The sequence below is a fragment of the Pseudomonas putida genome (genome assembly GCF_003228315.1).
Taxonomy (GTDB): Bacteria; Pseudomonadota; Gammaproteobacteria; order Pseudomonadales; family Pseudomonadaceae; genus Aquipseudomonas; species Aquipseudomonas putida_S.
The window spans coordinates 3,925,896-3,951,185 of record NZ_CP029693.1 but is presented as its reverse complement, the minus strand read 5'-3'; the positions used below and the strand labels follow the sequence as shown (position 1 = coordinate 3,951,185).

Here is a 25,290-nt window from a genome sequence, read left to right as displayed (position 1 = left end):
TTAAATCCTGATCTCCACTTCCCCAAGATGCCCGCCATACGGCCCGAAGCTCCTTTCGACCAGATGCCGCGAGCCATCCGCCTGCACGATCAACGCCGTACTCGCCCGGGTCCCATAGCTCTGGCTGGCAATAAACACGCTCGACAGCAGCGTTTCCGTCGCTACACCCACTCCAGTGTCTGGCAGATCGGCAATCGGTGCCTGCTGCGCATCGGCGAGCAGGGCCAGCAACGCCTGGGGTTGCGGGTCGTCCAGCACTTCACTCAACGCCGCTCTAGCCTTGAGCAGTTTCGGCCACGGCGTATCCAGCCCCGCGTTTGAAAGGCCATAGACCCCCGGGGGCAGCATCACCGCTTCCGATTCCCGGGCATTGAAATGCCAGAGCTCACGGTGATTGCCTACCAGCAGGTTAAAGCCACCATATTCCGGCGAACGTGCAACAACTTCGCTCAAATAGTCGTCAATCGGCACTTCACCGGTGAGAAAGCGCGCGACCAGTTCGCCCCGGGACTTGCGCCCCGGCGGACGTTGGGGATCTCGGATGTTGGTCAGCGCGGCGAACCGTCCGTTGCTGCCAATCCCGAGCCACGTACCGCCAGCCTCCAGATCACGTCCGGCGTACACCTGCGGCGATTCAGGCCATTGCGCCAAAGGCAGGGTAGGGCGTGCGTAGAACTCGTCGCGGTTGGCCGCCACGATCAGCGGCTGGGCATGCCCAGGTCGCCAGGCGAAAACAATCAGGCACATAAGGTGGTCCTTGTGTGTTTTTTGCCCACTCTACGCAGACATCGTGCGGGTATCCATCGCCATCCAGTGGAGCCTGAGGCCATGCATCCGTTACCATGCCGCTCCGGTTTTGGGGTTGGGTGGGGAAACAGCATGGAATTTCTGCTCTATCTGGCGCTTGGCGCCTGTGCCGGAGTGCTGGCCGGGCTGTTTGGCGTGGGCGGCGGGATCATCATCGTCCCCGTGCTGGTGTACAGCTTCACCCTGCAGGGTTTCGATCAGTCGATCCTGACCCACCTCGCCGTTGGTACTTCGCTGGCAACCATCATCTTCACCTCGGTGAACGCCGTGCGTGAGCACCACCGTCGCGGCGCCGTGCGCTGGTCGATCTTTGTGTGGATGACGGTCGGCATTCTGATCGGCGCCGGATTCGGAGCGCTGACTGCCGAAGCGATATCGGGACCCAACCTGCAGAAAATTATCGGTGTGTTCGCCTTGGTGATCGCCGCGCAGTTGGCGCTGGACGTCAAACCCAAGGCCAGTCGAACTGTGCCGGGCAAGCTCGGTCTGACCGTGGCCGGCAGTGTGATCGGTTGGGCTTCGGCGATTTTCGGCATTGGCGGCGGCTCGCTGACCGTGCCGTTCCTGACCTGGCGCAGCGTGCCGATGCAGCAGGCCGTCGCGACCTCGTCGGCCTGTGGCCTGCCGATCGCTTTGGCAAGTGCATTAAGTTTCATGATTCTGGGCTGGCACGATCCCCTGCTGCCGGCCCATAGTCTCGGTTTTGTTTATTTGCCGGCGCTGCTGGGCATCGCCCTGACCAGCATGGTGTTTGCCCGCATCGGCGCGCGACTGGCGCACAAGCTGTCGCCAAAGTTGCTGAAAAAGCTGTTTGCCGCTTTGCTGTTCTGCGTCGGTCTGAGTTTCCTGTTCTGACGCAGGGCACAATCCTGGCTTAATCCTGCGGTGGCAGCGTCGCCCGGGCATTTTGAAGAATTAAACGCTTACAAGGAGTCGCAATGCTGCCTTACCCGCAGATCGATCCGGTGGCCCTGGCCATCGGTCCGCTGAAAATCCACTGGTACGGGTTGATGTACCTGATCGGCATCGGCGGCGCCTGGCTGCTGGCCTCCCGTCGCCTGAACCGCTTCGATCCGACCTGGACCAAGGAAAAACTCTCCGACATGGTGTTCTGGATGTCGATGGGGGTGATCGTCGGCGGACGTCTGGGCTATGTGCTGTTCTACGATCTGCACGCCTACCTGGCCAACCCGACCCTGATCTTCGAGGTCTGGAAAGGTGGCATGTCGTTCCACGGTGGCTTCATCGGCGTGATGCTGGCGGCGCTGTGGTTCGGCAAGAAGAACAACAAGTCGTTCTTCCAGTTGATGGACTTCGTCGCACCGATGGTGCCGATCGGCCTGGGCGCCGGGCGTATCGGCAACTTCATCAACGCCGAGCTGTGGGGCAAGCCGACCGACGTGCCATGGGCGATGATCTTCCCGCCATTCAGCGACCCGGCGCAGTTGCCGCGCCACCCGTCGCAGCTGTATCAGTTCGCGCTCGAAGGCGTGGCACTGTTCCTGATCCTGTGGCTGTTCTCGCGCAAGCCACGGCCGACCATGGCCGTGTCCGGCATGTTCGCGCTGTTCTATGGCATCTTCCGATTCATCGTTGAATTCGTCCGCGTACCGGACGCGCAGCTGGGCTATCTGGCCTGGAACTGGCTGACCATGGGTCAGGTGTTGTGCGTGCCGATGATCGTCGGCGGTCTGTTGCTGATCTGGCTGGCTTATCACCGTGCACCGGCAGCGCCCGCGGCAGCATAAATTCGAACCCCGCAGCGGTTGCTGCGGGTTCAAGGACACAGGTAACTCATGAAGCAATATCTCGAACTGGTCGACCACGTCATCAAGAACGGCACCAAACAGGCCAACCGTACTGGCGTGAACACCATCAGCTTTCCCGGCGCGATGCTGCGTTTTGACCTGCAGGAAGGTTTCCCGGCGATCACCACCCGCAAGCTGGCCTTCAAATCGGCCATCGGCGAGATGTGCGGCTTTCTGCGTGGCGTGAACAACGCGGCCGAATTCCGCGCGCTGGGCTGCAAGGTCTGGGACCAGAACGCCAACGAAAACGCCCAATGGCTGGCCAACCCGTTCCGTCAGGGCGACGACGACCTCGGCGAAATCTACGGCGTGCAATGGCGCAAATGGCCGGCGTACAAGCAGATCCCGGTCAGCAATCCGGCCGCCATCGAGCAGACTCTGAAACAAGGCTACCGGCAGATCGCCGAAGGCGAGGAAGACGGCCAGGCCTACGTGGTGCTGTACAAGGCCATCGATCAAGTGCGCCAGTGCGTCGACACCATCATCAAGGACCCGGGCAGCCGCCGCATCCTGTTCCACGGCTGGAACTGCGCCCAGCTCGATGAAATGGCCCTGCCACCGTGCCACCTGCTGTACCAGTTCCACCCGAACGTCGAGACCAAGGAAATCTCCCTGACCCTCTACATCCGTTCCAACGACCTGGGCCTGGGTACACCGTTCAACCTGACCGAAGGCGCCGCGCTGTTGAGCCTGATCGGGCGCCTGACCGGCTATACGCCGCGCTGGTTCACCTATTTCATCGGCGATGCACACGTCTACGAAAACCACCTGGACATGCTCAACGAGCAGCTCAAGCGCGAGCCGTTGGCGGCACCGAAACTGGTCATCAGTGATCGTGTGCCGGAGTTTGCCAAGACCGGTGTGTATCAGCCGGAGTGGCTGGAGCTGGTGGAACCGAGCGACTTCTCACTGGAAGGTTACGAACACCACGCGCCAATGACCGCGCCGATGGCGGTCTGAAGCCAAACACCAATCCCCCTGTAGGAGCTGCCGCAGGCTGCGATCTTTTGACTTTGATTTTTAAGATCAAGATCAAAAGATCGCAGCCTTCGGCAGCTCCTACATGTTGGTTCTTGGGGGCTCAATGGCCGTGGCTTCGACCCACATGCGAATGCTCCACCTCCGTCGCCACCACCCCGCCACTCACTTCCAAGCGCTGCAAAATCCCGCATTGATCGATGTCCGGCCCTTCGCTGCAACGTTGGCGCAGGTCGTGCAGTTGCGTCTGTAGCGCCAGCAACCCGTCGATCCGCGCTTTCACGTGATGAATGTGCTCGTCGATCAGCGCGTTGACGCTTTCGCACTGGTCCTGCGGGCTGTCACGGAAGGCCAGCAGGCTGCGGATCTCTTCCAGAGTCATGTCCAGGGTGCGGCAGTTGCGGATGAAGGTCAGGCGTTCGGCGTGGGCCTGGGTGTAGACGCGATAGTTGCCATCGCTGCGTGCCGGCTCCGGCAGCAGGCTTTCGCGTTCGTAGTAGCGGATCGTTTCGACTGCGCAATCCGTCAATTTCGCCAATTCTCCGATCTTCATGTCGCTGATCTCCAAAAAGGGTGCTTGACCCTATAGTCGCTACAGGGTCTTTACTTGGCAACAGGTACTCTTATGGACGCAACCAATGAGCGATTCCCTGCACACTCACAAACCCGGCGACGGACACGACCACATTCACAAGCTCAAGCCTGTGCACAAACATTCCCACGGCGGTGATTCCTGCTGTTCCTCGAAGGCTGCATCCCCTGCGCTGGTCCGGTTGAGCGAAACGCCAAGTGCCGATGCGCGGCGCAGCCAATTCCGCATCGAAGCCATGGACTGCCCGACCGAACAAACGCTGATTTCGAACAAGCTAGGAAAACTGACCGGCGTACAGCAGCTGGAGTTCAATTTGATCAACCGGGTGCTGGGCGTGACCCATAACCTGTCCAGTACCAAGCCCATCACGGACGCCATCCAGTCCCTCGGCATGCAGGCCGAGCCGCTGGAAGAGGGTGTCGAACCAACGGTGCCGGCCCCTGAAAAGAAACACTGGTGGCCACTCGCGCTCTCCGGCGTCGGTGCGCTGCTGGCCGAAGTGATCCACTTCACCGGTGCCGCGCCGAACTGGGTGGTGGCGGTCATCGCCCTGGTCTCGATCCTCAGCGGCGGCCTGGGTACCTACAAAAAGGGCTGGATCGCCCTGAAGAACTTCAATCTGAACATCAACGCACTGATGAGCATCGCGGTGACGGGCGCGATCCTGATTGGCCAGTGGCCGGAAGCGGCCATGGTGATGTTCCTGTTCACCGTGGCCGAGTTGATCGAGGTGCGCTCGCTGGACCGCGCGCGCAACGCGATCAGCGGCCTGATGCAGATGACTCCGGAACAGGCCACGGTGTTGCAGGCTGATGGCAATTGGGTCGAACAGGAAGTGAAAAGCGTCGATCTGGGCGCCCGAGTGCGGGTGCGGCCCGGTGAGCGCATTGCACTGGACGGCGAAGTATTCAGCGGCAGTTCCACCATCGATCAGGCGCCGATTACCGGGGAAAGCCTGCCGGTGGAGAAAACCGTCGGCGACAAGGTGTTCGCCGGCACCATCAATCAGGCCGGTTCGCTGGAATACCGGGTCACCGCCGCGGCCAACCAGTCGACGCTGGCGCGGATCATCCATGCCGTGGAGCAGGCCCAGGGCGCGCGGGCACCGACCCAGCGTTTCGTCGATCAATTCTCGACAATCTACACCCCGGCGGTCTTCGTGCTGGCCTTGGCCGTGGCGCTCATTCCGCCGCTGTTCATGGGCGCGGCCTGGTTCGACTGGATCTACCGCGCACTGGTGCTGCTGGTGGTGGCCTGCCCGTGCGCACTGGTAATTTCGACCCCGGTGACCATCGTCAGCGGCCTCGCGGCGGCGGCGCGCAAGGGCATTCTGGTCAAGGGCGGCGTGTATCTGGAGGGCGGTTTCAAGCTCGACTATCTGGCGCTGGACAAGACCGGGACCATCACCCACGGCAAACCGGTGCAGACCGACTACCTGTCCCTCGACCCGACTGCCGACGCCACGGCTCCGGCCTTGGCGGCGGCGCTGGCGGGGCGTTCCGACCACCCGGTCTCGCTGGCCATCGCCAATGCCGCTGTGGATAAGCAGCTCACCCCGCTGGCTGTGGATAACTTCGAAGCCCTGGGCGGTCGTGGCGTACGCGGCGATATCAACGGCCAGACCTATCACTTGGGCAACCATCGTCTGGTCGAAGAGCTGGGGCTGTGCTCGCCGGCTCTGGAAGAGAAGCTGTTCGCTCTGGAGAAGCAGGGCAAGTCCGTGGTGCTGCTGCTCGACCAATCAGGCCCCTTGGCGCTGTTCGCCGTGGCGGACACGGTCAAGCAATCCAGCCGCGAAGCCATCGGCCAATTGCACGAACTGGGGGTGAAAACCCTGATGCTGACCGGCGACAACGTCCATACCGCCCAGGCGATTGCGGCGCAGGTCGGTATCGATCAGGCCCGGGGTGATTTGCTGCCGACCGACAAACTGCAAGCCATCGAGGATCTGTACGCGCAGGGCCACCGCGTCGGCATGGTCGGTGATGGCATCAATGATGCGCCGGCGCTGGCCCGGTCCGAGATCGGTTTCGCCATGGCCGCCGCCGGTACCGATACCGCCATCGAGACCGCCGATGTCGCCCTGATGGACGACGATCTGCGCAAGATCCCGATGTTCATTCGCCTGTCGCGGGATACCTCGAGCATCCTCAAGCAGAACATCGCGCTGGCGCTGGTCATCAAAGCGATCTTTCTTGGGGTAACCTTCGCCGGGCTCGCTACCATGTGGATGGCAGTGTTTGCCGACATGGGCGTGAGCCTGTTGGTGGTGTTCAACGGTTTGCGCCTGTTGCGCAAATAGACGAAGAGGGATGGTTGTGCTGAGTGCCGAGCTGAAGGCGTTTTACATGGTTGCCCGCCTGGGCAGCATTACCCTGGCAGCGAAGAAGCTCGGCCTGAGCCAGCCCACGGTGACGACTCAGATTCGCAATCTGGAAAGCCATTACTCAGTGGAGCTGTTCTACCGTGGCGGTCGCCGCCTGAGTGTCAGCGAAGAGGGCGCGCGGCTGCTGCCGATGGTCAAGGCGCTGATGCAACAGGAAGCCGACATCGAGTTCTTCCTGCGCAACAGCGGACAGGTCCACGGCACATTGCGCATCGCCGCCACGGCGCCTTATTACATCCTCGACCTGGTGAAAACCTTTCGCGAGCGCCTGCCCCAGGTGGAAGTGTCGGTGGAGATCGGCAACTCCCAGCAGGTGCTCGAAGCGCTGGAGGAATACCGGGTCGATGTCGCGGCGTCCTCGCAGTTGCTGGAGGATGCGCGACTGATTCGGCGGGTGCTCGGCAGCGACCCGCTGGTGTTGGCGGTGCATCGCAATCACCCGCTGGCCGCTCACGACCATGTGCAACTCAGCGCGCTGGCCGGGCATACCTTGTTGATGCGCGAGCCGGGCTCGACCACCCGGCGCATGACCGAAGAGTTGCTCGCCGGCGCCGGGGTGAATCTGGGGCCGTTGCTGGAGATCGGCAGTCGTGAGTCGATCCGCGAGGCGGTGCTGCGCAACATCGGCATCAGCCTCATCGCCCGCCAGGAAGTGCCCCATGATCCGCAGTTGCGAGTGCTGACCATCGAGAATGCACCGTTGTTGCCGGAGTACCTGTACTGCCTCAAGGAACGCAAAAACGCGCGGTTGCCGGCGGCTTTTCTCGGGGTGGCGCAGGAAATGTCGCCGGCCTGAGATCTCTATTGCCTTCACTGACCCCATCGCGAGCAGGCTCGCTCCTACAGGGGGAGCGCGGTCAACTGTAGGAGCGAGCCTGCTCGCGATGGCGGCAGTTCAGGCAATACAAAATCTGAACCAAAAAACGCGAATACCACTATCGGCCATTTTTGCCTCACTGCCATATGACGGACGCATTACAACTCTAGGATGGCCTGCATCTGTTATATGAGGTCCGTCCATGAACAACTCGATCGCTCCTGCCCTGACCAATCCCGGCGCGCCCATGAAAGTGCGCGGCGTGCACAAGCGTTTCGGTGCCTTCACCGCGCTGGATAACGTGTCCCTCGACGTGGCGGCCGGTGAGCTGGTATGCCTGCTCGGCCCATCGGGCTGCGGCAAGACCACCTTGCTGCGCTGCATCGCCGGTCTGGAAAAGCAGGACAGCGGTGAGTTGTACCTGGGCAATCGCGACGTTTCCCACCTGGCGCCTCAAGCCCGGGACTACGGCATTCTGTTTCAGTCCTACGCCCTGTTTCCCAATCTCACCGTCGAAGCCAACATCGCCTACGGCCTGGCCAACGCCAGCCGCGACGAAGTGCGTCAGCGTGTGGCGCAGATGCTCGAACTGGTCGGCCTGAGTGGCAGCGAGAAAAAGTACCCCGGCCAATTGTCCGGCGGTCAGCAGCAACGGGTCGCACTGGCTCGGGCCTTGGCGCCGTCGCCGTCGTTGCTGTTGCTGGACGAACCGATGTCCGCCCTCGATGCCCGCGTGCGCGAGCATCTGTGCACCGAGTTGCGCCAACTGCAACGGGAACTGGGCATCACCACCCTGATGGTCACCCACAATCAGGACGAGGCCATGCTGATGGCCGACCGTATCGCCGTGATGAACAACGGCAAGGTCGAGCAATACGCCACGCCCCAGGAGATCTACAACCGCCCGGCCACGCTATTCGTGGCGGAGTTCGTCGGCCAGGGCAACTGGTTGCCGTTCGACAGCAGTAGCGACAGCCACGCACGGGTCGGCGGGATGAACATGCGCCTGGTCGATGGCAGCGCCAAGACCACTTCGGGCCGTCTGTTCTGCCGTCCGGAAGCGATCAACGTCAATCCGCTGGTGCACGAAGAAAACCTGTTCCCGGCCAAGGTTCGCGAAATCACCTTCCTCGGCAACCGCTGCCGCATGAGCTTCGAACTTGATCATCTGCCAGGCCACGCCTTGCTGGCCGAACTGGCGCCGGAAGCCATGCCGCGTCTTGGCGCGCAACAGATCATGGTCGCCTTGCCACCGCGCAGCCTGCAGGTGTTCGCCTGATGAGCGCGAATATCGCGCTGCCGCTGCCACGCAAGCAGATGCGGCAGGTCTCTCGTGCCGAAATCGGCGACCGGATTTTCGTGGTCGGCGGCAAGGTCCTGTTGCTGGTGCTGCTCGGCGTCGCCGTGCTGATGCCGCTGCTCGCGATCTTCTGGCGTGGCTTCAGTTCCGAAGCCGGACAGGGAGGCGGTTGGGTTGCAGCGAAGGAATTGGTGACCAGTGAGAATTTCCACTGGCTGCTGGGCAACAGCCTGAAGGTTTCCCTCAGCGTCGCGGCCATCGTCGTACCGCTGGCCTACCTGTTTGCCTACGCCCTGCAACGCACCTTGATTCCGGGTAAAGGCATCTGGCGCGGCATCTCGCTATTGCCGCTGATGGCACCGTCGATGCTGCCCGGGATCGCGCTGGTCTATCTGTTCGGCAACCAGGGCATGCTGCGCGGTTTGCTCTCGGACAATATCTACGGCTTCTGGGGCATCGTTCTGGGTGAGGTCATCTACACCTTCCCACATGCCTTGATGATTCTGCTGTCGGCCCTGTCCCTGGCGGATGCGCGCCTGTTCGATGCTGCTTCGAGCATGGGCGCCAGTCCGGCAAAAGCTTTCCGCAGCATCACCTGGCCGGCCACTCGTCAGGCGGTGTTCGCCGCGTTCTGTCTCGTCTTCACTTTGACCATCACCGACTTCGGCGTGCCCGTGGTGGTGGGCGGTGACTACCAGGTACTGGCGCTGGAAGCCTACAAGGCCGTGGTCGGCCAGCAACAGTTCGGTCGTGGCGCTCTGATCGGCATGGTGTTGCTGCTGCCGGCGCTGTTCAGCTTCGGCGTCGATGCCTGGCTGCGTCGACGCCATGGCGACTCCATGAGCGGCCGGGCGCAGGTCTTCAAACCGGCGCCGTCGAAGCTGCGCGACGGTTGCTACCTGGCCATCGTGCTGCTGATCTGCGCCGCGCTGATGCTGGTGTTCGGCATGGCGGTGTTCTCCTCGCTGGTGAAGTTCTGGCCGTACAACCTGTCGCTGTCGCTCAACCACTACCAATTTAATGACACCGCCGGCGGTGGCTGGCTGGCCTACGGCAACAGCGTGAAGATGGCGTTGTACACGGCGCTGATCGGCAGTGCGCTGATCTTCACCGGTGCCTACCTGATGGAAAAAACCAGGGGCCAGCGCGGCCTGAATCTGACCCTGCGCATGCTCAGTTTCGTACCGATGGCTGTGCCGGGTCTGGTGCTTGGCCTGGGTTACGTCTTCTTTTTCAACCTCACCGGCAACCCGCTTCATGTGTTCTACGGGAGCATGACGCTGCTGGTGGTCTGCACCATTGCTCACTATTTGACCACCGCCCAGATGACCGCCACCACGGCACTGCGCCAGCTCGACGCCGAGTTCGAAGCCGCCGCGCTGTCGCTCAAGGCGCCGCTGTACCGGCACTACCTGCGGGTCACCGTGCCGATCTGCCTGCCGGCGCTACTGGACATCGTGCGCTACCTGTTCGTCTCGGCCATGACCACCGTCTCGGCGGCGATCTTCCTCTACAGCCCCGACACCATCCTTGCGGCGGTGGCCGTGCTGAACATGGACGACGCCGGCAACGTCGGCGGCGCGGCAGCGATGTCGACCTTGATTCTGTTCACCTCGGCGGGCGTGTCCCTGCTGCTGGCCTGGGCTTCGCGCGGCTTGCTGCGTCGCTCCCAGGCCTGGCGGCAGACCGCGCCCGGTCATTGATTCGCTGTTCTTAGAAAACCCAAGCCCTCAACTCAAAAAACAGGAAAAGATCATGTTCAAGCCTATGGCCCTGGCCGCTGCTGTCCTCACCGCTTTCAGCCTGAATGCCTTCGCGGCAAAAACCGAGTTGACGGTGTACACCGCTCTCGAAGCCGAACAGCTGAAGTCCTATAAAGAAGCCTTCGAAAAGGCCAACCCGGACGTCGAGATCAAGTGGGTGCGTGATTCCACCGGCATCATCACCGCCAAACTGTTGGCGGAAAAAGAGCGTCCGCAGGCTGATGCCGTCTGGGGCCTGGCGGCTTCGAGCCTGGCGATCCTCGACCAGCAAGGCATGCTGCAAAGCTACGCGCCGAAGGACCTGGGCAAAATCGGCGGCAACTACCGCGACGCCGCCAACCCGCCAGCCTGGGTCGGCATGGACGTCTGGGCCGCGACCATCTGCTTCAACACCGTCGAAGCCGAAAAGCAGGGCCTGACCAAGCCGGTGAGCTGGCAGGACCTGACCAAGCCTGAATACAAAGGCAAGATCGTGATGCCGAACCCGGCCTCGTCCGGCACCGGTTTCCTCGACGTCAGCGCCTGGCTGCAGACCTTCGGCGAGAAGCAGGGCTGGCAGTACATGGACGACCTGCACCAGAACATCGGCCAGTACGTCCACTCCGGTTCCAAGCCGTGCAAGCTGGCGGCGGCGGGTGAATTCCCGATCGGTATTTCCTTCGAATACCCGGCCGTTCAACTCAAGCGCCAGGGCGCGCCGCTGGACATCATCCTGCCGAAGGAAGGCCTGGGTTGGGAGATCGAAGCCACCGCCGTGATCAAAGGCACCCCGCATGAAGACGCAGCGAAGAAACTCGCCGACTTCTCGGCCAGCCCGCAAGCGATGGAGCTGTACAAAGAGAACTTCGCCGTACTCGCACAACCGGGCATCGCCAAGCCACAGACCGAATTGCCAGCCGACTATGAGCAGCGTTTGATCAAGAACGACTTTGCCTGGGCCTCGAAGAATCGCGACGAGATCCTGACCGAATGGCGCAAGCGCTATGACGGCAAGTCCGAGAAAGTGGCGGCCAAGTAAGATCTTCGCAGCCTGTTAGGGCCCCATCGCGGGCAAGCCTTGCTCCCACAGAGTCTGGGTCGTACACAATTTTTGTGATCGACACTGAATCTGTGGGAGCAAGGCTTGCCCGCGATGACGGTCTACCATTCAGCACACATTTCACTTCATCGAGAGACTTCTGATGAACCCCAACGAACAAGCAGTCGCCAAGGTCTTCGCCCTGTACGAGCGCTTCGGCGCCGCCGATTACATTGGCGAGCCGGTATCGCAGATCGAGCACATGTCCCAGGCCGCGCAGTGCGCGATGGCCGAAGGCTTCGACGACGAAGTGGTGCTCGCGGCGTTCTTCCACGACATCGGGCACATCTGCGCTGAAGATGCGGAAAACATGGGCGGCTTTGGCGTGGTCAGCCATGAGCGGCTGGGCGCCGATTACCTGCGCAGTGCGGGTTTCAGCGAACGCATGGCACGGCTGGTGGAGTACCACGTTCAGGCCAAGCGTTATCTGACGCTCCGAGAGCCGGGGTACTACGAGCGTTTGAGTGAAGCCAGTCGCCGGACCCTGGAGTATCAGGGCGGGGTGATGACCGACGCCGAAGCCGATGCCTTCGAGCAGGATCCGTTGTGCGAAGTGAGTCTGCGCATGCGCCAGTGGGATGAACTGGCCAAGGAGATGCATGTGCCGGTGATGGATTTGGGGCTATTGAAGGAAAAGGCACTGCGGCTATTGGCTGCATAACCCGGTCAACTGTAGGAGCGAGCCTGCTCGCGATGAACCAGAGAGCGCCGCTGGGCGTCAGGCTGCCAGCGTTATCGTTGACGTCCATCGCGAGCAGGCTCGCTCCTACAGTTGCTGTGCCAGCGCTTCGATTTGTTCCTGGCGCTCTGACTGACTCAGCTTCGCGTGGGCATTTAACGACGACCATTGCGGATGCGCCCGCGCCTTGCTCAAGGCTTCCGGCAGTTTCCCCTCGCGCCAGGTCTTGTCCTGAGGCGTCGCCACCTGAATGCTGTCCATCGCCGCATGCCCGCGAGCTTCCAGCGCCTGCAGCAGTTGCCGCTGGCGCAGCGCCAACAGCCGCAGCACATTGTCATCCACCGTAAGCTCCCGCTGTCCCTTGATCTTGCCCAACAGACGACTGCCATAAGTGCGTGCGGTTTGCAGTGCACCGCCGGCAATAGCCCCGGCCAGTGCAGCGGCACCGAGGGTAATGCCACCCACCAGCAAGTCGACCCCGGCCCCGGCAGCCGCGCCCGCCGCGATCCCGCCACCGACCCGCACGCCCAATTGCTTGAGGGTTTCCGGGTTGAACAGATCATCGCCCCAGCGACCGTCGAGCAGCGGCAAGTCACTGGCCGCCGCATCCTGTGGGCGAAACGCATAGAGCTTGAGCAAGGCTTCGACGCAGCGCTGTTCCCGTTGGCGAACGGCTTTGCGCAGTTCGTTGATGGCCTGCTGTTCCTGCTCGGCATCGCTGACCACACTGCGGCGGCAGGCGGCGCAGTCGATCAATAATTCGGCGATCAGCCGCGCTGCACTTTGCTGTCGCGCCAGCCGTTGCGCCTGCTGATCGGCAATCAACCGCTCCAGTTGCGGGCGGGCATGTTCGAGCAAGAGCGCGAGGCTTTCATAGAGTCGGCGCTCCCCATCCTCCGGCGGCGCCACGCTGTCGAAGCGCACCAGCGCATGCAGGCCCAGACGCGCGAGCGCCTCACGCCACGCCGGTTCGCGGTGATTGTCGCTGCTGACGAAATTCAGTACCGGCAGCAGTGGTTTGCCGCAGCCGGCCAGCACTTCCAGTTCGTCTCGGTACTTGGCCAGCACCGGTTCGCGGGCATCGATCACGTAAAGGCCGGCATCGCAGGTCAGCAGTTGCCGAAGCACCTTGGCTTCCTGTTCGAAACGCTGCCGTGCTTCGCTGCCTTCAAGAAAACGAGCCAGTCGTGCCGGGCCGTCCAAGCGTTCGCCGGGTCGCTCCAGGCGTTCGAGGTAATCGAGCAGGGCGATGGCGTCTTCAAGGCCGGGGGTATCGAACAGGTCGAGCAGAGGTTCGCCGTCCACGGATAAACGAGCGCCCTCTACATGCCGCGTGGTGCTGGGGCGGTGGGAGACTTCGCCGAAGCCTACGTCACGGGTCAGGGTGCGCAGCAACGAGGTTTTTCCGACGTTGGTATGACCGACTACGGCGAGCTTGAGTGGCTTAGTCATGACCGGTCTCCAGCCAATTCAACGGCGCGCTATCGGCGAATTGAAGCTCCAGCTGTTGCAACGCCGCATGCCAATCACCGAGGCGATCGCCATCCAGCGCTTCGCCGGGCGGCGCCTGCAACAACCAGACGCGGGTGGCGCTGGCGTTGCGAGCCAGTTCGGCGATCAACGCCAGGCTGCCGCGATCTGGCGAGCGTCGCGGATCGCAGGCGATGGCCAGGCGGGCCGGCGGGAAGCGGCTCAACTGTTCGAGCAGTTTGTTTCGTGATTCGCGGCTGTCGAGAATGCCGGCGTTGCTGACGTTTTTCGGCAGTTGTGGCGGCCATGGGCGCTGGTCGTCCAGCTCGATGGCCACCAGCAAGGCACCTTCACTCTGCGCTTCGCTGACCCCGCTTTCGACCCGATGAAGTTGCTCGGGCGCCGCATCGCTGATGCCCAGGCGTTCGCTGGTGGGCATCAGGCGTTCGCGCAATTGCGCGTAGCCCGGCAGGTTCAGATCCAGATGCAAGGCTGCCCGACCGGTTTTCCATCGCCACAGGCAAAACAGCGCCAGCAGCAGGCGCGGCAACACGCCGTAGACCAGCAACACGCCAACCAGCCACGCGGCCCAGGCTTGACGGGCGCTTTCGATGTTCAGCGCGGCATCGCCACTGGCGCGGATCATCTCGACGGTCGGCACGCTGAAGCCGAGCAGGGCCGGCAGGGCGCCGAGGGCCTGAGTCACCGTGATAAAGGTATCGGCACCGAGGATGGTGGTTTCCCAAACGAAACCGTAGCGCCGGGTCGCCATCAGCGTCAGCAGAATGACCAATGCACTGAGCATCGCCAGTAGCCACAAACCGTTGACCAGCACACCGATGGCCCAGCGATTGAGTTTCTGTCGTTGCAGCAATAACAGAAGGGCCGGCGCCAGTTGTGCAGCCTTGGCGTCGCGAGCGAGTTTTTCGCTGAGCCACAACCACAGGCGCCCGAGGCTGGCGCCGTGTTCGCCGGCAAACACCAGGCCCAATGCCCAGCTCAACAGCAGAATCAGATTGAGCCCGAGCAGGCTGCCCAAGGCCCAGAACACATTGACCGGCGTCTGCCCGTCAGCCAGTGCGGCAAACGCCAGGCCGGCGCCGCTGACCACGGCCAGCACCGCCAGCACGAGTAGCGCCAGTCGCGCGCCCTGCAGCCAATGCACGAGCGCGCTGCTCAAACCATCCCGTTCGGCCAGCCACAGGGCCCGGCGTTGAATGCGTGTCGGCAAGTCGCCGCCGGCGCTGCGGGCGAGGCGATTGGCTTCCAGGTCTTCCAGGGGACCTGCGTGCTCTTCGCGCAGGCGGATGGTTTCTGTCAGCCAGAGGTTATTCAGTTCAGTCACGCGGCATCCCGTCGCTTAATTGAGCTGTGAGCATAACCGCTGTGGCGCTTATCGGCGAAAGCAAGGCTCTGGTATCCTCGCCGGCATGACTAAATCACTCCCCTTAAGCCTGATCGCGGCCCTCGGTGAAAACCGCGTGATCGGCGTCGACAACAGCATGCCCTGGCACCTGCCGGGGGATTTCAAATACTTCAAGGCCACCACCCTGGGCAAGCCGATCATCATGGGTCGCAAGACCTGGGACTCCCTCGGCCGTCCGTTGCCGGGCCGCTTGAACATCGTGGTCAGCCGCCAGGCGGATCTGGTGCTGGAAGGCGCCGAGGTTTACCCGTCGCTGGAAGCCGCCGTGGTTCGCGCCGAAGCATGGGCGAAAGAGCAGGGCGTCGATGAGCTGATGCTGATTGGCGGGGCGCAGTTGTATGCGCAGGGGTTGGCGCAGGCTGATCGGTTGTACCTGACGCGCGTGGCGTTGAGCCCGGAAGGGGATGCGTGGTTTCCGGAGTTTGATCAGCGGCAATGGAAACTGGTGTCCAATGCTCCGAATCCAGCGGAAGGTGACAAGCCGGCGTACAACTTCGAGGTTTGGGAGAAAGCCTAAAAGCATCGCGGGCAAGCCTTGCTCCTACAGGGTTTGAGTCGTACGCAATATTTGCGACCAACATAGAACCTGTGGGAGCAAGGCTTGCCCGCGATGAGGCCAGATCAAGCACTGAAGAGTTTAAGCATGCGCCAACGCCGAATGCTCATCCGCCTCAAGCACTTCTTTATCCGTCTGCTGCATCACCTGACTGGTAATCGCCCCGGCCGTGATCGACCCACTCACGTTCAACGCCGTACGTCCCATATCGATCAACGGTTCGACCGAAATCAGCAACGCCACCAGTGACACCGGCAAGCCCATCGCCGGCAGCACGATCAGCGCGGCAAAGGTCGCACCGCCACCCACCCCGGCCACTCCGGCCGAACTCAACGTCACAATCGCCACCAGCGTCGCGATCCACAACGGGTCCAGCGGGTTAATGCCAACGGTCGGCGCCACCATTACCGCCAGCATCGCCGGGTACAGGCCGGCACAGCCATTCTGGCCAATGGTCGCGCCGAACGACGCGGCAAAGCTGGCCACGGACTGTGGAATGCCCAGGCGGCTGGTCTGCGCTTCGATGCTCAACGGAATGGTCGCGGCGCTCGAACGGCTGGTGAAGGCGAACGTCAGCACCGGCCAGATCTTGCGGAAGAAACGCAGCGGATTGATCCCCGCAGCGGACACCAGCAAACCATGAACGACAAACATCAGCCCCAGGCCGATGTAGGACACCACCACGAAACTGCCGAGCTTGATGATGTCCTGCAGGTTGGAGCCGGCCACCACTTTGGTCATCAGCGCCAGCACGCCGTATGGTGTCAGCTTCATCACCAGACGCACCAGGCGCGTTACCCAGGCTTGCAGGGTGTCGATGGCGTTGATCACTTTCTGACCTTTTTCCACGTCATCCTTGAGCAGTTGCAGCGCGGCGACACCGAGGAAGGCGGCGAAGATCACGACGCTGATGATCGACGTCGGCTTGGCCCGCGCCAGGTCGGCGAACGGATTTTGCGGGATGAACGACAGCAACAGCTGCGGCACATTCAGGTCGGCGACCTTGCCTGCGTAATCGGACTGGATGACTTGCAGGCGGGCCAGTTCCTGGGTGCCGGCGACCAGTCCTTCGGCGGTCAGGCCGAACAGGTTGGTCAGGCCGATGCCGATCAGCGCCGCGATGGCGGTGGTAAACAGCAGCGTGCCGATGGTGAGGAAGCTGATCTTGCCCAGCGACGAAGCGTTGTGCAGACGGGCCACGGCGCTGAGGATCGAGGCAAATACCAGCGGGATCACGATCATTTGCAGCAACTGCACATAACCGTTGCCCACCAGATCGAACCAGGAAATTGAAGCTTTCAGCACGGGATTGCCGGTGCCATAGATCGTGTGCAGCGCAACACCGAACACCACGCCCAGCACCAGGGCGAGCAGGACTTTCTTCGCCAGGCTGAATGTTGTGTGGCGAGTTTGTGCCAGGCCCAGGAGCAGGGCGAGGAACACCAGCAGATTGAGAATCAGCGGCAGATTCATTGGGACTCCCATTAGACATGTGCGAACTGCCTTCCGGGGCAGTTGCGAACCGGGAAGCCTAACAGCTTGAAATCTAATGAATTAATATCAAAAACGTCTTGTAACTGTCGTTTTTGGAATAAGCGGGTGTCGCCTTCAGGGATGCAACTGGCGCGATGGGCATGATGGCGGTCGCTGACAGACGAGGACTGTCATACATATTTGTTAGCGTCGATCTCTTTCATTCAGGGAGATTTTGCCAATGAAGTTCGCACCGAAATTACTCGCTGCTGCACTTTGCCTGGGCCTCGCCGGCCAGGTACTCGCCACGGATCTGAAGCACTGGCCGGCCGATCAGGCCAAGGCGCTGGACGCGATGATCGCCGCCAACGCCAACAAGGGTAACTATGCGGTGTTCGACATGGACAACACCAGTTACCGCTACGACCTCGAAGAGTCGTTGCTGCCGTTCATGGAGAACAAGGGCCTGATCACCCGCGACAAACTCGACCCCTCCCTGAAACTCATCCCGTTCAAGGACACCGCCGACCACAAGGAAAGCCTGTTCAGCTACTACTACCGTCTCTGCGAAGTCGACGACATGGTTTGCTATCCATGGGTCGCCCAGGTGTTCTCGGGTTTTACGCTCAAGGAGCTCAAGGGCTACGTCGATGAAATGATGGCCTCCGGCAAGCCGGTGCCGGCCACTTATTACGAAGGCGACGTGGTCAAGAACCTCGACGTCAATCCGCCGAAACTCTTCACCGGTCAGCAAGAGCTGTACAACAAGCTGATGGAGAACGGTATCGAGGTGTACGTGATGACCGCCGCCTCCGAAGAACTGGTGCGCATGGTCGCGTCTGATCCGAAGTACGGCTACAACGTCAAACCGCAGAACGTGATCGGTGTGTCGCTGCTGCTCAAGGACCAGAAGACCGGCGAGCTGACCACCGCACGCAAACAGATCAGCGCCGGCAAGTATGACGAGAAGGCCAACCTCGGCCTGGAACTGACCCCTTACCTGTGGACCCCGGCGACCTGGATGGCCGGCAAGCAGGCGGCGATCCTGACCTATATCGATGAATGGAAAAAACCGGTGCTGGTCGGCGGCGACACCCCGAGCAGTGACGGCTACATGCTGTTCCACAGCGTCGACGTGGCCAAGGGCGGCATCCACCTGTGGGTCAACCGCAAGGACAAGTACATGACCCAGATCCAGGGCATGATGGCCAAGAATGCGGCGGCCCAGGCCAAGGAAGGGCTCACCGTGACTGCCGACAAGAACTGGGTGATCGTGAAGCCTGAGGAGATTCAGTAAGGATTTTGCTTCCTTGTAGGAGCGAGCCTGCTCGCGATGGTCGTCAACGATGACGCTGGCTGCCTGATACCCCGCGGTGCCCTGTCGTCCATCGCGAGCAGGCTCGCTCCTACAGGTGAAAGGTGACCGGTAGAAACAAAAATGCCCCGCACTTGGCGGGGCATTTTTTTGTTCAGCGATTAAGGCTTACAGCCCGTCCAGCATCGCCTTGTTACGCACAGCGCCCTTGTCGGCACTGGTCGCCAGCAGAGCGTAGGCCTTCAGCGCAGTGGTCACCTTACGTGGACGCACTTCCACCGGTTTCCAGCCTTTCTTGTCCTGCTCGACGCGGCGCGCAGCCAGTTCTTCGTCGCTGATCAACAGGTTGATCGAGCGGTTAGGAATGTCGATCAGCACTTTGTCGCCGTCCTGCACCAGACCGATCGCGCCACCGGCAGCGGCTTCCGGCGAAGCGTGGCCGATGGACAGGCCCGAGGTGCCGCCGGAGAAACGGCCGTCGGTGAGCAGGGCGCAGGCTTTGCCCAGGCCTTTGGATTTCAGGTACGAAGTCGGGTAGAGCATTTCCTGCATGCCCGGGCCGCCTTTCGGACCTTCGTAGCGAATGATGACGATGTCGCCTTCCTTCACTTCGTCGGCGAGGATGCCGCGTACCGCGCTGTCCTGGCTTTCGAAGATCTTGGCGTTGCCTTCGAACACGTGAATCGACTCATCGACGCCGGCGGTTTTCACCACGCAGCCGTCCAGGGCGATGTTGCCGTACAGCACAGCCAGGCCGCCTTCTTTGGAGTAGGCGTGTTCGAAACTGCGGATGCAGCCGTTTTCACGGTCGTCGTCCAGGGTTTCCCAGCGGGTCGACTGGCTGAACGCGGTTTGCGTCGGGATGCCCGCGGGACCGGCCTTGAAGAAGTGGTGCACCGCTTCGTCGTTGGTCTGGGTGATGTCCCACTTGGCGATGGCTTCTTCCATGCTGCGGCTGTGCACGGTCGGCAGCTGGGTGTGCAGCAGGCCGCCACGGGCCAGCGAGCCGAGGATGCTGAAGATCCCGCCGGCGCGGTGCACGTCTTCCATGTGGTACTTCTGGATGTTCGGCGCGACCTTGCACAGTTGCGGCACTTTGCGCGACAGGCGATCGATGTCGCGCAGGTCGAAGTCGATCTCGGCTTCCTGGGCGGCGGCCAGCAGGTGCAGGATGGTGTTGGTCGAACCGCCCATGGCGATGTCGAGCATCATGGCGTTTTCGAACGCCTGGAAGTTGGCGATGTTGCGCGGCAACACCGAATCGTCGTTCTCGCCGTAGTAGCGCTTGCACAGCTCGACGATGGTGCGGCCGGCCTGCAGGAACAGCTGCTCGCGGTCGCTGTGGGTGGCCAGGGTCGAACCGTTGCCCGGCAGGGCCAGGCCCAGGGCTTCGGTCAGGCAGTTCATCGAGTTGGCGGTGAACATGCCGGAGCACGAACCGCAGGTCGGGCAGGCGCTGCGCTCGTACTCGGCAACCTTCTCGTCAGAAGCGCTGGAGTCGGCGGCGATCACCATGGCGTCGACCAGGTCGAGACCGTGGCTGGCCAGTTTGGTCTTGCCGGCTTCCATCGGGCCGCCGGACACGAAGATCACCGGGATGTTCAGGCGCAGGGCGGCCATCAGCATGCCGGGGGTGATCTTGTCGCAGTTGGAGATGCAGACGATGGCATCGGCGCAGTGGGCGTTGACCATGTACTCGACGGAGTCGGCGATGATCTCGCGGCTCGGCAGCGAATAGAGCATGCCGTCGTGACCCATGGCGATGCCGTCATCGACCGCGATGGTGTTGAATTCTTTTGCCACACCACCGGCGCGTTCAATCTCGCGGGCGACCAGTTGGCCCAGGTCTTTGAGGTGCACGTGGCCCGGTACGAACTGGGTGAAGGAGTTGGCAATGGCGATGATCGGCTTCTTGAAGTCGTCATCTTTCATCCCCGTGGCGCGCCACAGGGCGCGGGCGCCGGCCATGTTGCGGCCGTGGGTGGATGTTTTCGAGCGGTAATCAGGCATGAAGCACTCCGGGCGGCTAATCAGGTATCAAAAGGGAAGTGAGCTTCTAGTGACGTCTGGAGTACTCGGAAATGGCCGTGTGTCCAAAGGTTGCCGATAACTTTGCGGGATCGCCGCGCGCTTCAGCTTGAGCTCATAAACCCGCCGGGGATGACTGGCGATGAATGTTCGCGATTCTACACGGCTGGCGGCTGGAGGGAATGCCTGCGCGCGTGCACAAGACGCACGGACCGGGTCCTGTAGGAGCGAGCATGCTCGCGATGGACTCAAGGGCGCCGCGGGGTGTCAGGTTTCCCGCGTTATCGTTGACGACCATCGCGAGCATGCTCGCTCCTACAGGGCGCGGTGTCAGAGCCAGGTGGCGTCCCAGAGTGGGTAGTCGCCGATGTGGTCGACGAGGCCTGCGCGTAGGGGGTTGGCGATGATGTAGCGGGCTGCTGCTTTCAGATCCTCCTCGCGGCGCAGGGCTCGGTCGAAGTAGCCTTTTTGCCATATAGGCGCACTCAGGTTTCGCTTCTGATTGATGTGTCGTGTGCTTCGGGCTTTGGTGGCTTGCATCAGTTTCGGCAAATCACCGTTATGCAATTCGACCAGCCAATGAAAATGATCCGGCATGACGACCCAGGCTATCGAAGTGACATACCCGGCTTCATGAGCTCTTCTGAATTCGTTCACCACCAAGCGTCCAACGTACAAATCATTGAAGATCGGCTGCCGTTCATGGGTGACTGCGGTCAGGAGATAGATACGACCGGCTTCCGAGTGGCGTCCTGTACGTAACCGATGGGCTTTGGGCTTGCTGGACATTCCGTTGTCCTCTTCAGGGATTGGAAGAGAAACGGTAGGCACGGGGTGGGAGCTTGTCGTTTCGACAGTGGATCAGGATGTGTCAAGAACCCTGTAGGAGCGAGCATGCTCGCGATGGACTCAAGGACGCTGCTGGGTGTCAGGCTTCCAGCGTTATCGTTGACGACCATCGCGAGCGTGCTCGCTCCTACAGGATTGAAAAACGTGAACGGCGCGCAGTCACCGACCGGTTCTGACATTGATCAGCAAACCCAAAAGGCTGAAGGCGATGAAGCTGACAGCAATGGTTATCAGCAAATGGCTACCGGCTTGTGCAAGAGCGGCGCTGCTGATGGCTGCGGTGAGGAACATGATGGTATTGCCGGCTGATGCAGCAGTTCCGGCGCTGCTGGAGAACAGCAACATTGCTGCGGAAATGGCGGCAGGTCGAACCAGTGTCACGGCCAGGGCGCTGATTATCATCGGTATGAGCAAGTTGATCGTCGTCATCGCTTCATAATTGATGATCAATGCCAACAGCACGCCTGCGGCACTCAATAATCCAAGCCCGATGTAAATTTGCAAAGAAAGGGGCATATGTTTTTGCATGAAAGTGGCAGCGACTCCACCGATAAGATAGGCCGTCCCATACACCATTAGTACCCATGCGTATTGGTACTCGGAAAGCTTTAGATCATCTATGAAGATCATCGGCGTCACGCTGATTAATGCGAAGTAGCACGCAAACACTAACGCCGCTATGCACCAGTAACGGATAAAGTCTCGATTTTTGATGATGGATTTCAGCGTCGACATTACTGGCGCTTGCATTCTTTCAGGGCTGGATACTTTTGAAGGAAGTGCAAGTTGGGCATGGATGAGCATAACCAATGCCATGAGCGCAAAGCTGTAGAAGCTTCCCTGCCAGTCGAACGTAGTCTGTAACCATGAGCCCAATAATGGCGACAGAGCAACAAAGGAACCACTCAGGGTCATGTAATAAATTCGCACCCGGGCCCGATCCTGTTCCTCGAACAGATCTTCAACCAATGCGTGACCCAATACAAAAAATCCACACCCTATGGCCTGGATGGCACGAAATAGCAGGAAGCTCGGGTAGTCCGAAGCCAGTGCGCAGCCTATCGAGCCGAGTGTGGAGACTGTAAGGCAGCCGAGAAGCACCTCTTTGCGCCCCCATCTATCCGAGAGCGGGCCGACCACCAGTTGAGAGATTGAAAAGACCAGTGTAAACAAGCTGATGGTCAGAGCGATTTCTGCCGTGGGGGTGTCGAACTTCGCGGCCAAGGCAGGAAAAGAAGGAAGTAGAACATTCAGAGGAAAAAAACTGATTAACGAGATATTGGTAATCAGGATAAATCGCGAGACTCGATGTCGTCTCAAATCCGTACTTGGAGATTGGCAGATGGGCTCAGACATTGTTTTTGTTTTCCGGAGTGATCAAGCGTTCATGCTTGAAACCAGAAACCGATACTAATCTGGAGCAAGGGGAATTCAATCAGAAGTCCTGTAGGAGATTTCCTGTTTTGATGAAAGTTTCTCCCGTAGGAAATAACCCTGTAGGAGCGAGCATGCTCGCGATGAACTCAAGGACGCCGCGGGGTAGGTTCCCCGCGTTATCGTTGACGACCATCGCGAGCGTGCTCGCTCCTACAGAACAGCCGGGTTGTTAGCTGTTTGGCAGCAACCGGCAGGTGATGCTCTTGATGTAGCGAGTTTCAGGGATAGCCGGATGCACCGGATGATCCGGCCCCTGGCCGCCACGCTCCAGCATCTGGATATTGCGATCCAGGTGACGGGCGCTGGTCAGCAGGATGTTTTGCAGGTCGTCTTCCGGCAGGTGCATCGAGCAGGAGGCGCTGACGAGGATGCCGTCCTTGGTCAGCAGGCGCATGGCTTGCTCGTTCAGGCGGCGGTAGGCGCCTTCGCCGTTTTTCATGTCCTTTTTGCGTTTGATGAACGCCGGCGGGTCGGCCACGATCACGTCGAAACGTTCTTCGCTGGCTTTCAGCTCTTTGAGGGCTTCGAACACGTCGCCTTCGATGCAGGTCATTTTGTCGGCGAAGCCGTTCAGTGCGGCGTTGCGCTCGACGCCGTCGAGGGCGAAGCCCGATGCGTCGACGCAGAACACTTCGCTGGCGCCGAATGCAGCCGCTTGTACGCCCCAGCCGCCGATGTAGCTGTACAGATCCAGTACGCGCTTGCCTTTGGCATAAGGCGCCAGACGCGCGCGGTTCATGCGGTGGTCGTAGAACCAGCCGGTTTTCTGGCCCTGGATGACCGGGGCTTCGAATTTCACGCCGTTCTCTTCCAGCGCAACCCACTCCGGCACCAGGCCGAACACGGTTTCGACGTAGCGGGTGAGGCCTTCGGCGTCACGGGCGGCGGAGTCGTTCTTGAACAGGATGCCGCTTGGCTTGAGCACTTGGGTCAGCGCCGCGATCACGTCGTCCTTGTGGGCTTCCATGGTCGCCGAAGCGATCTGCACCACCAGGATGTCGCCGAAGCGGTCGACCACCAGGCCCGGCAGCAGGTCGGAGTCGCCGTAGACCAGGCGGTAGAACGGCTTGTCGAACAGGCGGTCGCGGATCGACAGGGCCACGTTCAGGCGATGCACCAGCAGCGACTTGTCCAGCGGCAGCTTGATGTCGCGCGACAGCACGCGGGCGCAGATCAGGTTGTTCGGGCTCATGGCGACGATGCCCAGCGGCTTGCCGCCGGCGGCTTCGAGGATCGCCTGGTCGCCGGCCTTGAAACCGTGCAGAGGGGTGGCGGCTACATCGATTTCGTTGCTGTAGACCCACAAATGACCGTTGCGCAGACGACGGTCGGCGTTGGCTTTGAGGCGCAGGCTAGGCAGGGACATGACGTCGCTCCGGAAAAAAGAGCGGGAGTATAGCGTGTTGGCATCTGCGGCGGGGTTGATGGGCGATGAAACGCTGATGGCCTCTTCGCGAGCAGGCTCGCTCCCACAAAGAGCAGTGCGCTCCCCTGTAGGAGCGAGCCTGCTCGCGAAAGCGATTTCAAATGGGTGAAAATTCCCGCGATGTGCTCGCTGGGATGTCGGATCCAACTTTTAGAAGCTAGAATCTGCGCCTGGCCCAGAGTGTGTACTTATGTCCCAAGAGTTGACTCCCGAACAGATCCATCAATCCCTGCAAGGCATCAGTGTGCCTGCCCAACCGCAGATCATGGTGGATCTGCAGATGGAGCAGTACATGCCCGATCCGGATCTGGATGTGATTGCGAAGCTGATTTCCCAGGATCCGGGGCTCTCCGGTTCCTTGCTGAAAATCGTCAACTCGCCCTATTACGGTCTGAGCAACAAGATCGCCTCGATCCAGCGCGCCGTAAATCTGTTGGGTAGCCGCTCGATCATCAACCTGATCAACGCACAGTCGATCAAGGGCGAAATGAATGACGAAACCATCGTCACCCTGAACCGCTTCTGGGACACCGCGCAGGACGTGGCGATGACCTGCCTGACCCTGGCCAAGCGCGTCGGCGTGCAGGCGGGCGACGAGGCCTATGCCCTGGGTCTGTTCCACGACTGCGGCGTGCCGCTGATGCTCCAGCGATTCCCCGACTACATGACGGTGCTGGAACAGGCGTATGCCAACGCCGGCCCCGATTGCCGGGTGGTGGACACCGAAAACAAGGCGTTCAACACCAACCATGCCGTGGTCGGTTATTACACGGCCAAGTCCTGGCGCCTGCCGGACCACGTCTCGGCGGCCATCGCCAATCACCACAACGCCCTGGCGATCTTCAGCGATGAGTCCTCGCGCCACAGTTCGCTGAAGAACCTGCTGGGCATTCTGAAGATGGCCGAACACATCTGTGCCTCCTACCGAGTGCTGGGCAGCCAGACCGAAGACCATGAGTGGGAGACCATCGGGCCGTTGGTGCTCGATTATGTCGGCCTGTCCGACTACGACTTCGAAAACCTCAAGCAAACGATCCGCGAACTGGGCGCTCACCGCTGAGTGGCGGGATCTTCCCGTATTTCCAGGCCTCGATCAGAGGCC

At 61.0% G+C, this 25,290-nt stretch carries 21 protein-coding genes; 12 read left to right on the top strand and 9 right to left on the bottom strand.

What is annotated here, in order from left to right; all coding sequences use genetic code 11:
- Positions 1-747, bottom strand: a complete 747-nt coding sequence (locus DKY63_RS18445) for an NRDE family protein (RefSeq protein ID WP_110965388.1) — start codon at positions 745-747, stop codon at positions 1-3.
- A gap of 132 nt (positions 748-879) precedes the next feature.
- Between DKY63_RS18445 and DKY63_RS18440 the strand changes: the two genes are divergently transcribed.
- The 3 genes from DKY63_RS18440 to DKY63_RS18430 all read left to right on the top strand — a co-directional run bounded on the left by DKY63_RS18440 (position 880) and on the right by DKY63_RS18430 (position 3,575).
- Positions 880-1,662: a sulfite exporter TauE/SafE family protein gene (locus DKY63_RS18440; protein ID WP_110965387.1), complete on the top strand. Its 783-nt coding sequence runs from the start codon at positions 880-882 to the stop codon at positions 1,660-1,662.
- 83 nt (positions 1,663-1,745) lie between these two features.
- Positions 1,746-2,555, top strand: a complete 810-nt coding sequence (gene lgt / locus DKY63_RS18435) for a prolipoprotein diacylglyceryl transferase (protein WP_110965386.1) — start codon at positions 1,746-1,748, stop codon at positions 2,553-2,555.
- Between the two features lie 48 nt (positions 2,556-2,603).
- Positions 2,604-3,575 carry a thymidylate synthase gene (locus tag DKY63_RS18430; RefSeq protein ID WP_110965385.1) on the top strand — a complete coding sequence of 324 codons (972 nt, stop codon included), beginning with the start codon at positions 2,604-2,606 and terminating at the stop codon, positions 3,573-3,575.
- Positions 3,576-3,696: 121 nt separating this feature from the next.
- Here the strand turns inward: DKY63_RS18430 and cadR are convergent, their stop codons facing one another.
- Positions 3,697-4,146: a Cd(II)/Pb(II)-responsive transcriptional regulator gene (cadR, locus tag DKY63_RS18420; RefSeq protein ID WP_110965384.1), complete on the bottom strand. Its 450-nt coding sequence runs from the start codon at positions 4,144-4,146 to the stop codon at positions 3,697-3,699.
- Positions 4,147-4,231: 85 nt separating this feature from the next.
- On the opposite strand from cadR, the gene DKY63_RS18415 reads away from it, so the two are divergent.
- The 6 genes from DKY63_RS18415 (at position 4,232) to DKY63_RS18390 (ending at position 12,190) form a co-directional block, all read left to right on the top strand.
- Complete coding sequence (locus DKY63_RS18415) at positions 4,232-6,487, top strand: heavy metal translocating P-type ATPase (protein ID WP_110965383.1); 2,256 nt, start codon at positions 4,232-4,234, stop codon at positions 6,485-6,487.
- Positions 6,488-6,503: 16 nt separating this feature from the next.
- Positions 6,504-7,367, top strand: a complete 864-nt coding sequence (locus DKY63_RS18410) for a LysR family transcriptional regulator (RefSeq protein WP_110967943.1) — start codon at positions 6,504-6,506, stop codon at positions 7,365-7,367.
- Between the two features lie 223 nt (positions 7,368-7,590).
- Positions 7,591-8,667 carry a putative 2-aminoethylphosphonate ABC transporter ATP-binding protein gene (locus tag DKY63_RS18405; protein WP_110965382.1) on the top strand — a complete coding sequence of 359 codons (1,077 nt, stop codon included), beginning with the start codon at positions 7,591-7,593 and terminating at the stop codon, positions 8,665-8,667.
- Positions 8,667-10,391 (top strand): putative 2-aminoethylphosphonate ABC transporter permease subunit, encoded by a 1,725-nt coding sequence (locus tag DKY63_RS18400; RefSeq protein ID WP_110965381.1) that lies wholly within the window; start codon positions 8,667-8,669, stop codon positions 10,389-10,391. The genes DKY63_RS18405 and DKY63_RS18400 overlap by 1 nt, the downstream gene beginning before the upstream one ends.
- 52 nt (positions 10,392-10,443) lie before the next feature.
- On the top strand, positions 10,444-11,469 hold the full coding sequence (locus DKY63_RS18395) for a putative 2-aminoethylphosphonate ABC transporter substrate-binding protein (RefSeq protein WP_110965380.1): 1,026 nt from the start codon (positions 10,444-10,446) through the stop codon (positions 11,467-11,469).
- A gap of 163 nt (positions 11,470-11,632) precedes the next feature.
- Complete coding sequence (locus DKY63_RS18390) at positions 11,633-12,190, top strand: phosphonate degradation HD-domain oxygenase (RefSeq protein ID WP_110965379.1); 558 nt, start codon at positions 11,633-11,635, stop codon at positions 12,188-12,190.
- A 105-nt stretch (positions 12,191-12,295) separates the two neighbouring features.
- On the opposite strand, the gene DKY63_RS18385 is transcribed toward DKY63_RS18390, so the two are convergent.
- Together DKY63_RS18385 and DKY63_RS18380 are read right to left on the bottom strand one after the other, a co-directional pair.
- Positions 12,296-13,660 carry a GTPase/DUF3482 domain-containing protein gene (locus DKY63_RS18385; RefSeq protein WP_110965378.1) on the bottom strand — a complete coding sequence of 455 codons (1,365 nt, stop codon included), beginning with the start codon at positions 13,658-13,660 and terminating at the stop codon, positions 12,296-12,298.
- On the bottom strand, positions 13,653-15,023 hold the full coding sequence (locus tag DKY63_RS18380) for a DUF2868 domain-containing protein (RefSeq protein ID WP_110965377.1): 1,371 nt from the start codon (positions 15,021-15,023) through the stop codon (positions 13,653-13,655). The genes DKY63_RS18385 and DKY63_RS18380 overlap by 8 nt, the downstream gene beginning before the upstream one ends.
- Before the next feature lie 85 nt (positions 15,024-15,108).
- Here DKY63_RS18380 and DKY63_RS18375 point away from each other — a divergent pair, with 85 nt between their 5' ends.
- Positions 15,109-15,621 carry a dihydrofolate reductase gene (locus DKY63_RS18375; RefSeq protein WP_110965376.1) on the top strand — a complete coding sequence of 171 codons (513 nt, stop codon included), beginning with the start codon at positions 15,109-15,111 and terminating at the stop codon, positions 15,619-15,621.
- A gap of 120 nt (positions 15,622-15,741) precedes the next feature.
- Here the strand turns inward: DKY63_RS18375 and DKY63_RS18370 are convergent, their stop codons facing one another.
- Positions 15,742-17,133: an L-cystine transporter gene (locus tag DKY63_RS18370; protein WP_110965375.1), complete on the bottom strand. Its 1,392-nt coding sequence runs from the start codon at positions 17,131-17,133 to the stop codon at positions 15,742-15,744.
- A 241-nt stretch (positions 17,134-17,374) separates the two neighbouring features.
- Between DKY63_RS18370 and DKY63_RS18365 the strand changes: the two genes are divergently transcribed.
- Positions 17,375-18,430 carry a haloacid dehalogenase-like hydrolase gene (locus DKY63_RS18365; RefSeq protein WP_110965374.1) on the top strand — a complete coding sequence of 352 codons (1,056 nt, stop codon included), beginning with the start codon at positions 17,375-17,377 and terminating at the stop codon, positions 18,428-18,430.
- A 186-nt stretch (positions 18,431-18,616) separates the two neighbouring features.
- Here the strand turns inward: DKY63_RS18365 and ilvD are convergent, their stop codons facing one another.
- From ilvD to DKY63_RS18335, 4 genes are all read right to left on the bottom strand, one after another.
- Entirely contained in the window at positions 18,617-20,458 is a 1,842-nt protein-coding gene (ilvD, locus tag DKY63_RS18360) for a dihydroxy-acid dehydratase (protein ID WP_110965373.1), read from the bottom strand.
- A gap of 348 nt (positions 20,459-20,806) precedes the next feature.
- Positions 20,807-21,265 (bottom strand): REP-associated tyrosine transposase, encoded by a 459-nt coding sequence (locus tag DKY63_RS18350; protein ID WP_110965371.1) that lies wholly within the window; start codon positions 21,263-21,265, stop codon positions 20,807-20,809.
- A 219-nt stretch (positions 21,266-21,484) separates the two neighbouring features.
- The gene (locus DKY63_RS18340; protein WP_110965369.1) at positions 21,485-22,681 is read right to left on the bottom strand and encodes an MFS transporter; all 1,197 of its coding nucleotides are present in this window, start codon (positions 22,679-22,681) and stop codon (positions 21,485-21,487) included.
- A gap of 250 nt (positions 22,682-22,931) precedes the next feature.
- The gene (locus DKY63_RS18335; RefSeq protein WP_110965368.1) at positions 22,932-24,128 is read right to left on the bottom strand and encodes a class I SAM-dependent rRNA methyltransferase; all 1,197 of its coding nucleotides are present in this window, start codon (positions 24,126-24,128) and stop codon (positions 22,932-22,934) included.
- Positions 24,129-24,432: 304 nt separating this feature from the next.
- Here DKY63_RS18335 and DKY63_RS18330 point away from each other — a divergent pair, with 304 nt between their 5' ends.
- Positions 24,433-25,248, top strand: a complete 816-nt coding sequence (locus DKY63_RS18330; RefSeq protein ID WP_204354359.1) for an HDOD domain-containing protein — start codon at positions 24,433-24,435, stop codon at positions 25,246-25,248.
- The last annotated feature ends 42 nt before the right edge of the window (positions 25,249-25,290 follow it).

Coding starts and splice junctions, on each gene's coding strand:
- DKY63_RS18445 (WP_110965388.1), bottom strand. CDS start 747: ATGTGCCTGATTGTTTTCGCCTGGCGACCTGGGCATGCCCAGCCGCTG.
- DKY63_RS18440 (WP_110965387.1), top strand. CDS start 880: ATGGAATTTCTGCTCTATCTGGCGCTTGGCGCCTGTGCCGGAGTGCTG.
- lgt (WP_110965386.1), top strand. CDS start 1,746: ATGCTGCCTTACCCGCAGATCGATCCGGTGGCCCTGGCCATCGGTCCG.
- DKY63_RS18430 (WP_110965385.1), top strand. CDS start 2,604: ATGAAGCAATATCTCGAACTGGTCGACCACGTCATCAAGAACGGCACC.
- cadR (WP_110965384.1), bottom strand. CDS start 4,146: ATGAAGATCGGAGAATTGGCGAAATTGACGGATTGCGCAGTCGAAACG.
- DKY63_RS18415 (WP_110965383.1), top strand. CDS start 4,232: ATGAGCGATTCCCTGCACACTCACAAACCCGGCGACGGACACGACCAC.
- DKY63_RS18405 (WP_110965382.1), top strand. CDS start 7,591: ATGAACAACTCGATCGCTCCTGCCCTGACCAATCCCGGCGCGCCCATG.
- DKY63_RS18400 (WP_110965381.1), top strand. CDS start 8,667: ATGAGCGCGAATATCGCGCTGCCGCTGCCACGCAAGCAGATGCGGCAG.
- DKY63_RS18395 (WP_110965380.1), top strand. CDS start 10,444: ATGTTCAAGCCTATGGCCCTGGCCGCTGCTGTCCTCACCGCTTTCAGC.
- DKY63_RS18390 (WP_110965379.1), top strand. CDS start 11,633: ATGAACCCCAACGAACAAGCAGTCGCCAAGGTCTTCGCCCTGTACGAG.
- DKY63_RS18385 (WP_110965378.1), bottom strand. CDS start 13,660: ATGACTAAGCCACTCAAGCTCGCCGTAGTCGGTCATACCAACGTCGGA.
- DKY63_RS18375 (WP_110965376.1), top strand. CDS start 15,109: ATGACTAAATCACTCCCCTTAAGCCTGATCGCGGCCCTCGGTGAAAAC.
- DKY63_RS18370 (WP_110965375.1), bottom strand. CDS start 17,133: ATGAATCTGCCGCTGATTCTCAATCTGCTGGTGTTCCTCGCCCTGCTC.
- DKY63_RS18365 (WP_110965374.1), top strand. CDS start 17,375: ATGAAGTTCGCACCGAAATTACTCGCTGCTGCACTTTGCCTGGGCCTC.
- ilvD (WP_110965373.1), bottom strand. CDS start 20,458: ATGCCTGATTACCGCTCGAAAACATCCACCCACGGCCGCAACATGGCC.
- DKY63_RS18350 (WP_110965371.1), bottom strand. CDS start 21,265: ATGTCCAGCAAGCCCAAAGCCCATCGGTTACGTACAGGACGCCACTCG.
- DKY63_RS18340 (WP_110965369.1), bottom strand. CDS start 22,681: ATGTCTGAGCCCATCTGCCAATCTCCAAGTACGGATTTGAGACGACAT.
- DKY63_RS18335 (WP_110965368.1), bottom strand. CDS start 24,128: ATGTCCCTGCCTAGCCTGCGCCTCAAAGCCAACGCCGACCGTCGTCTG.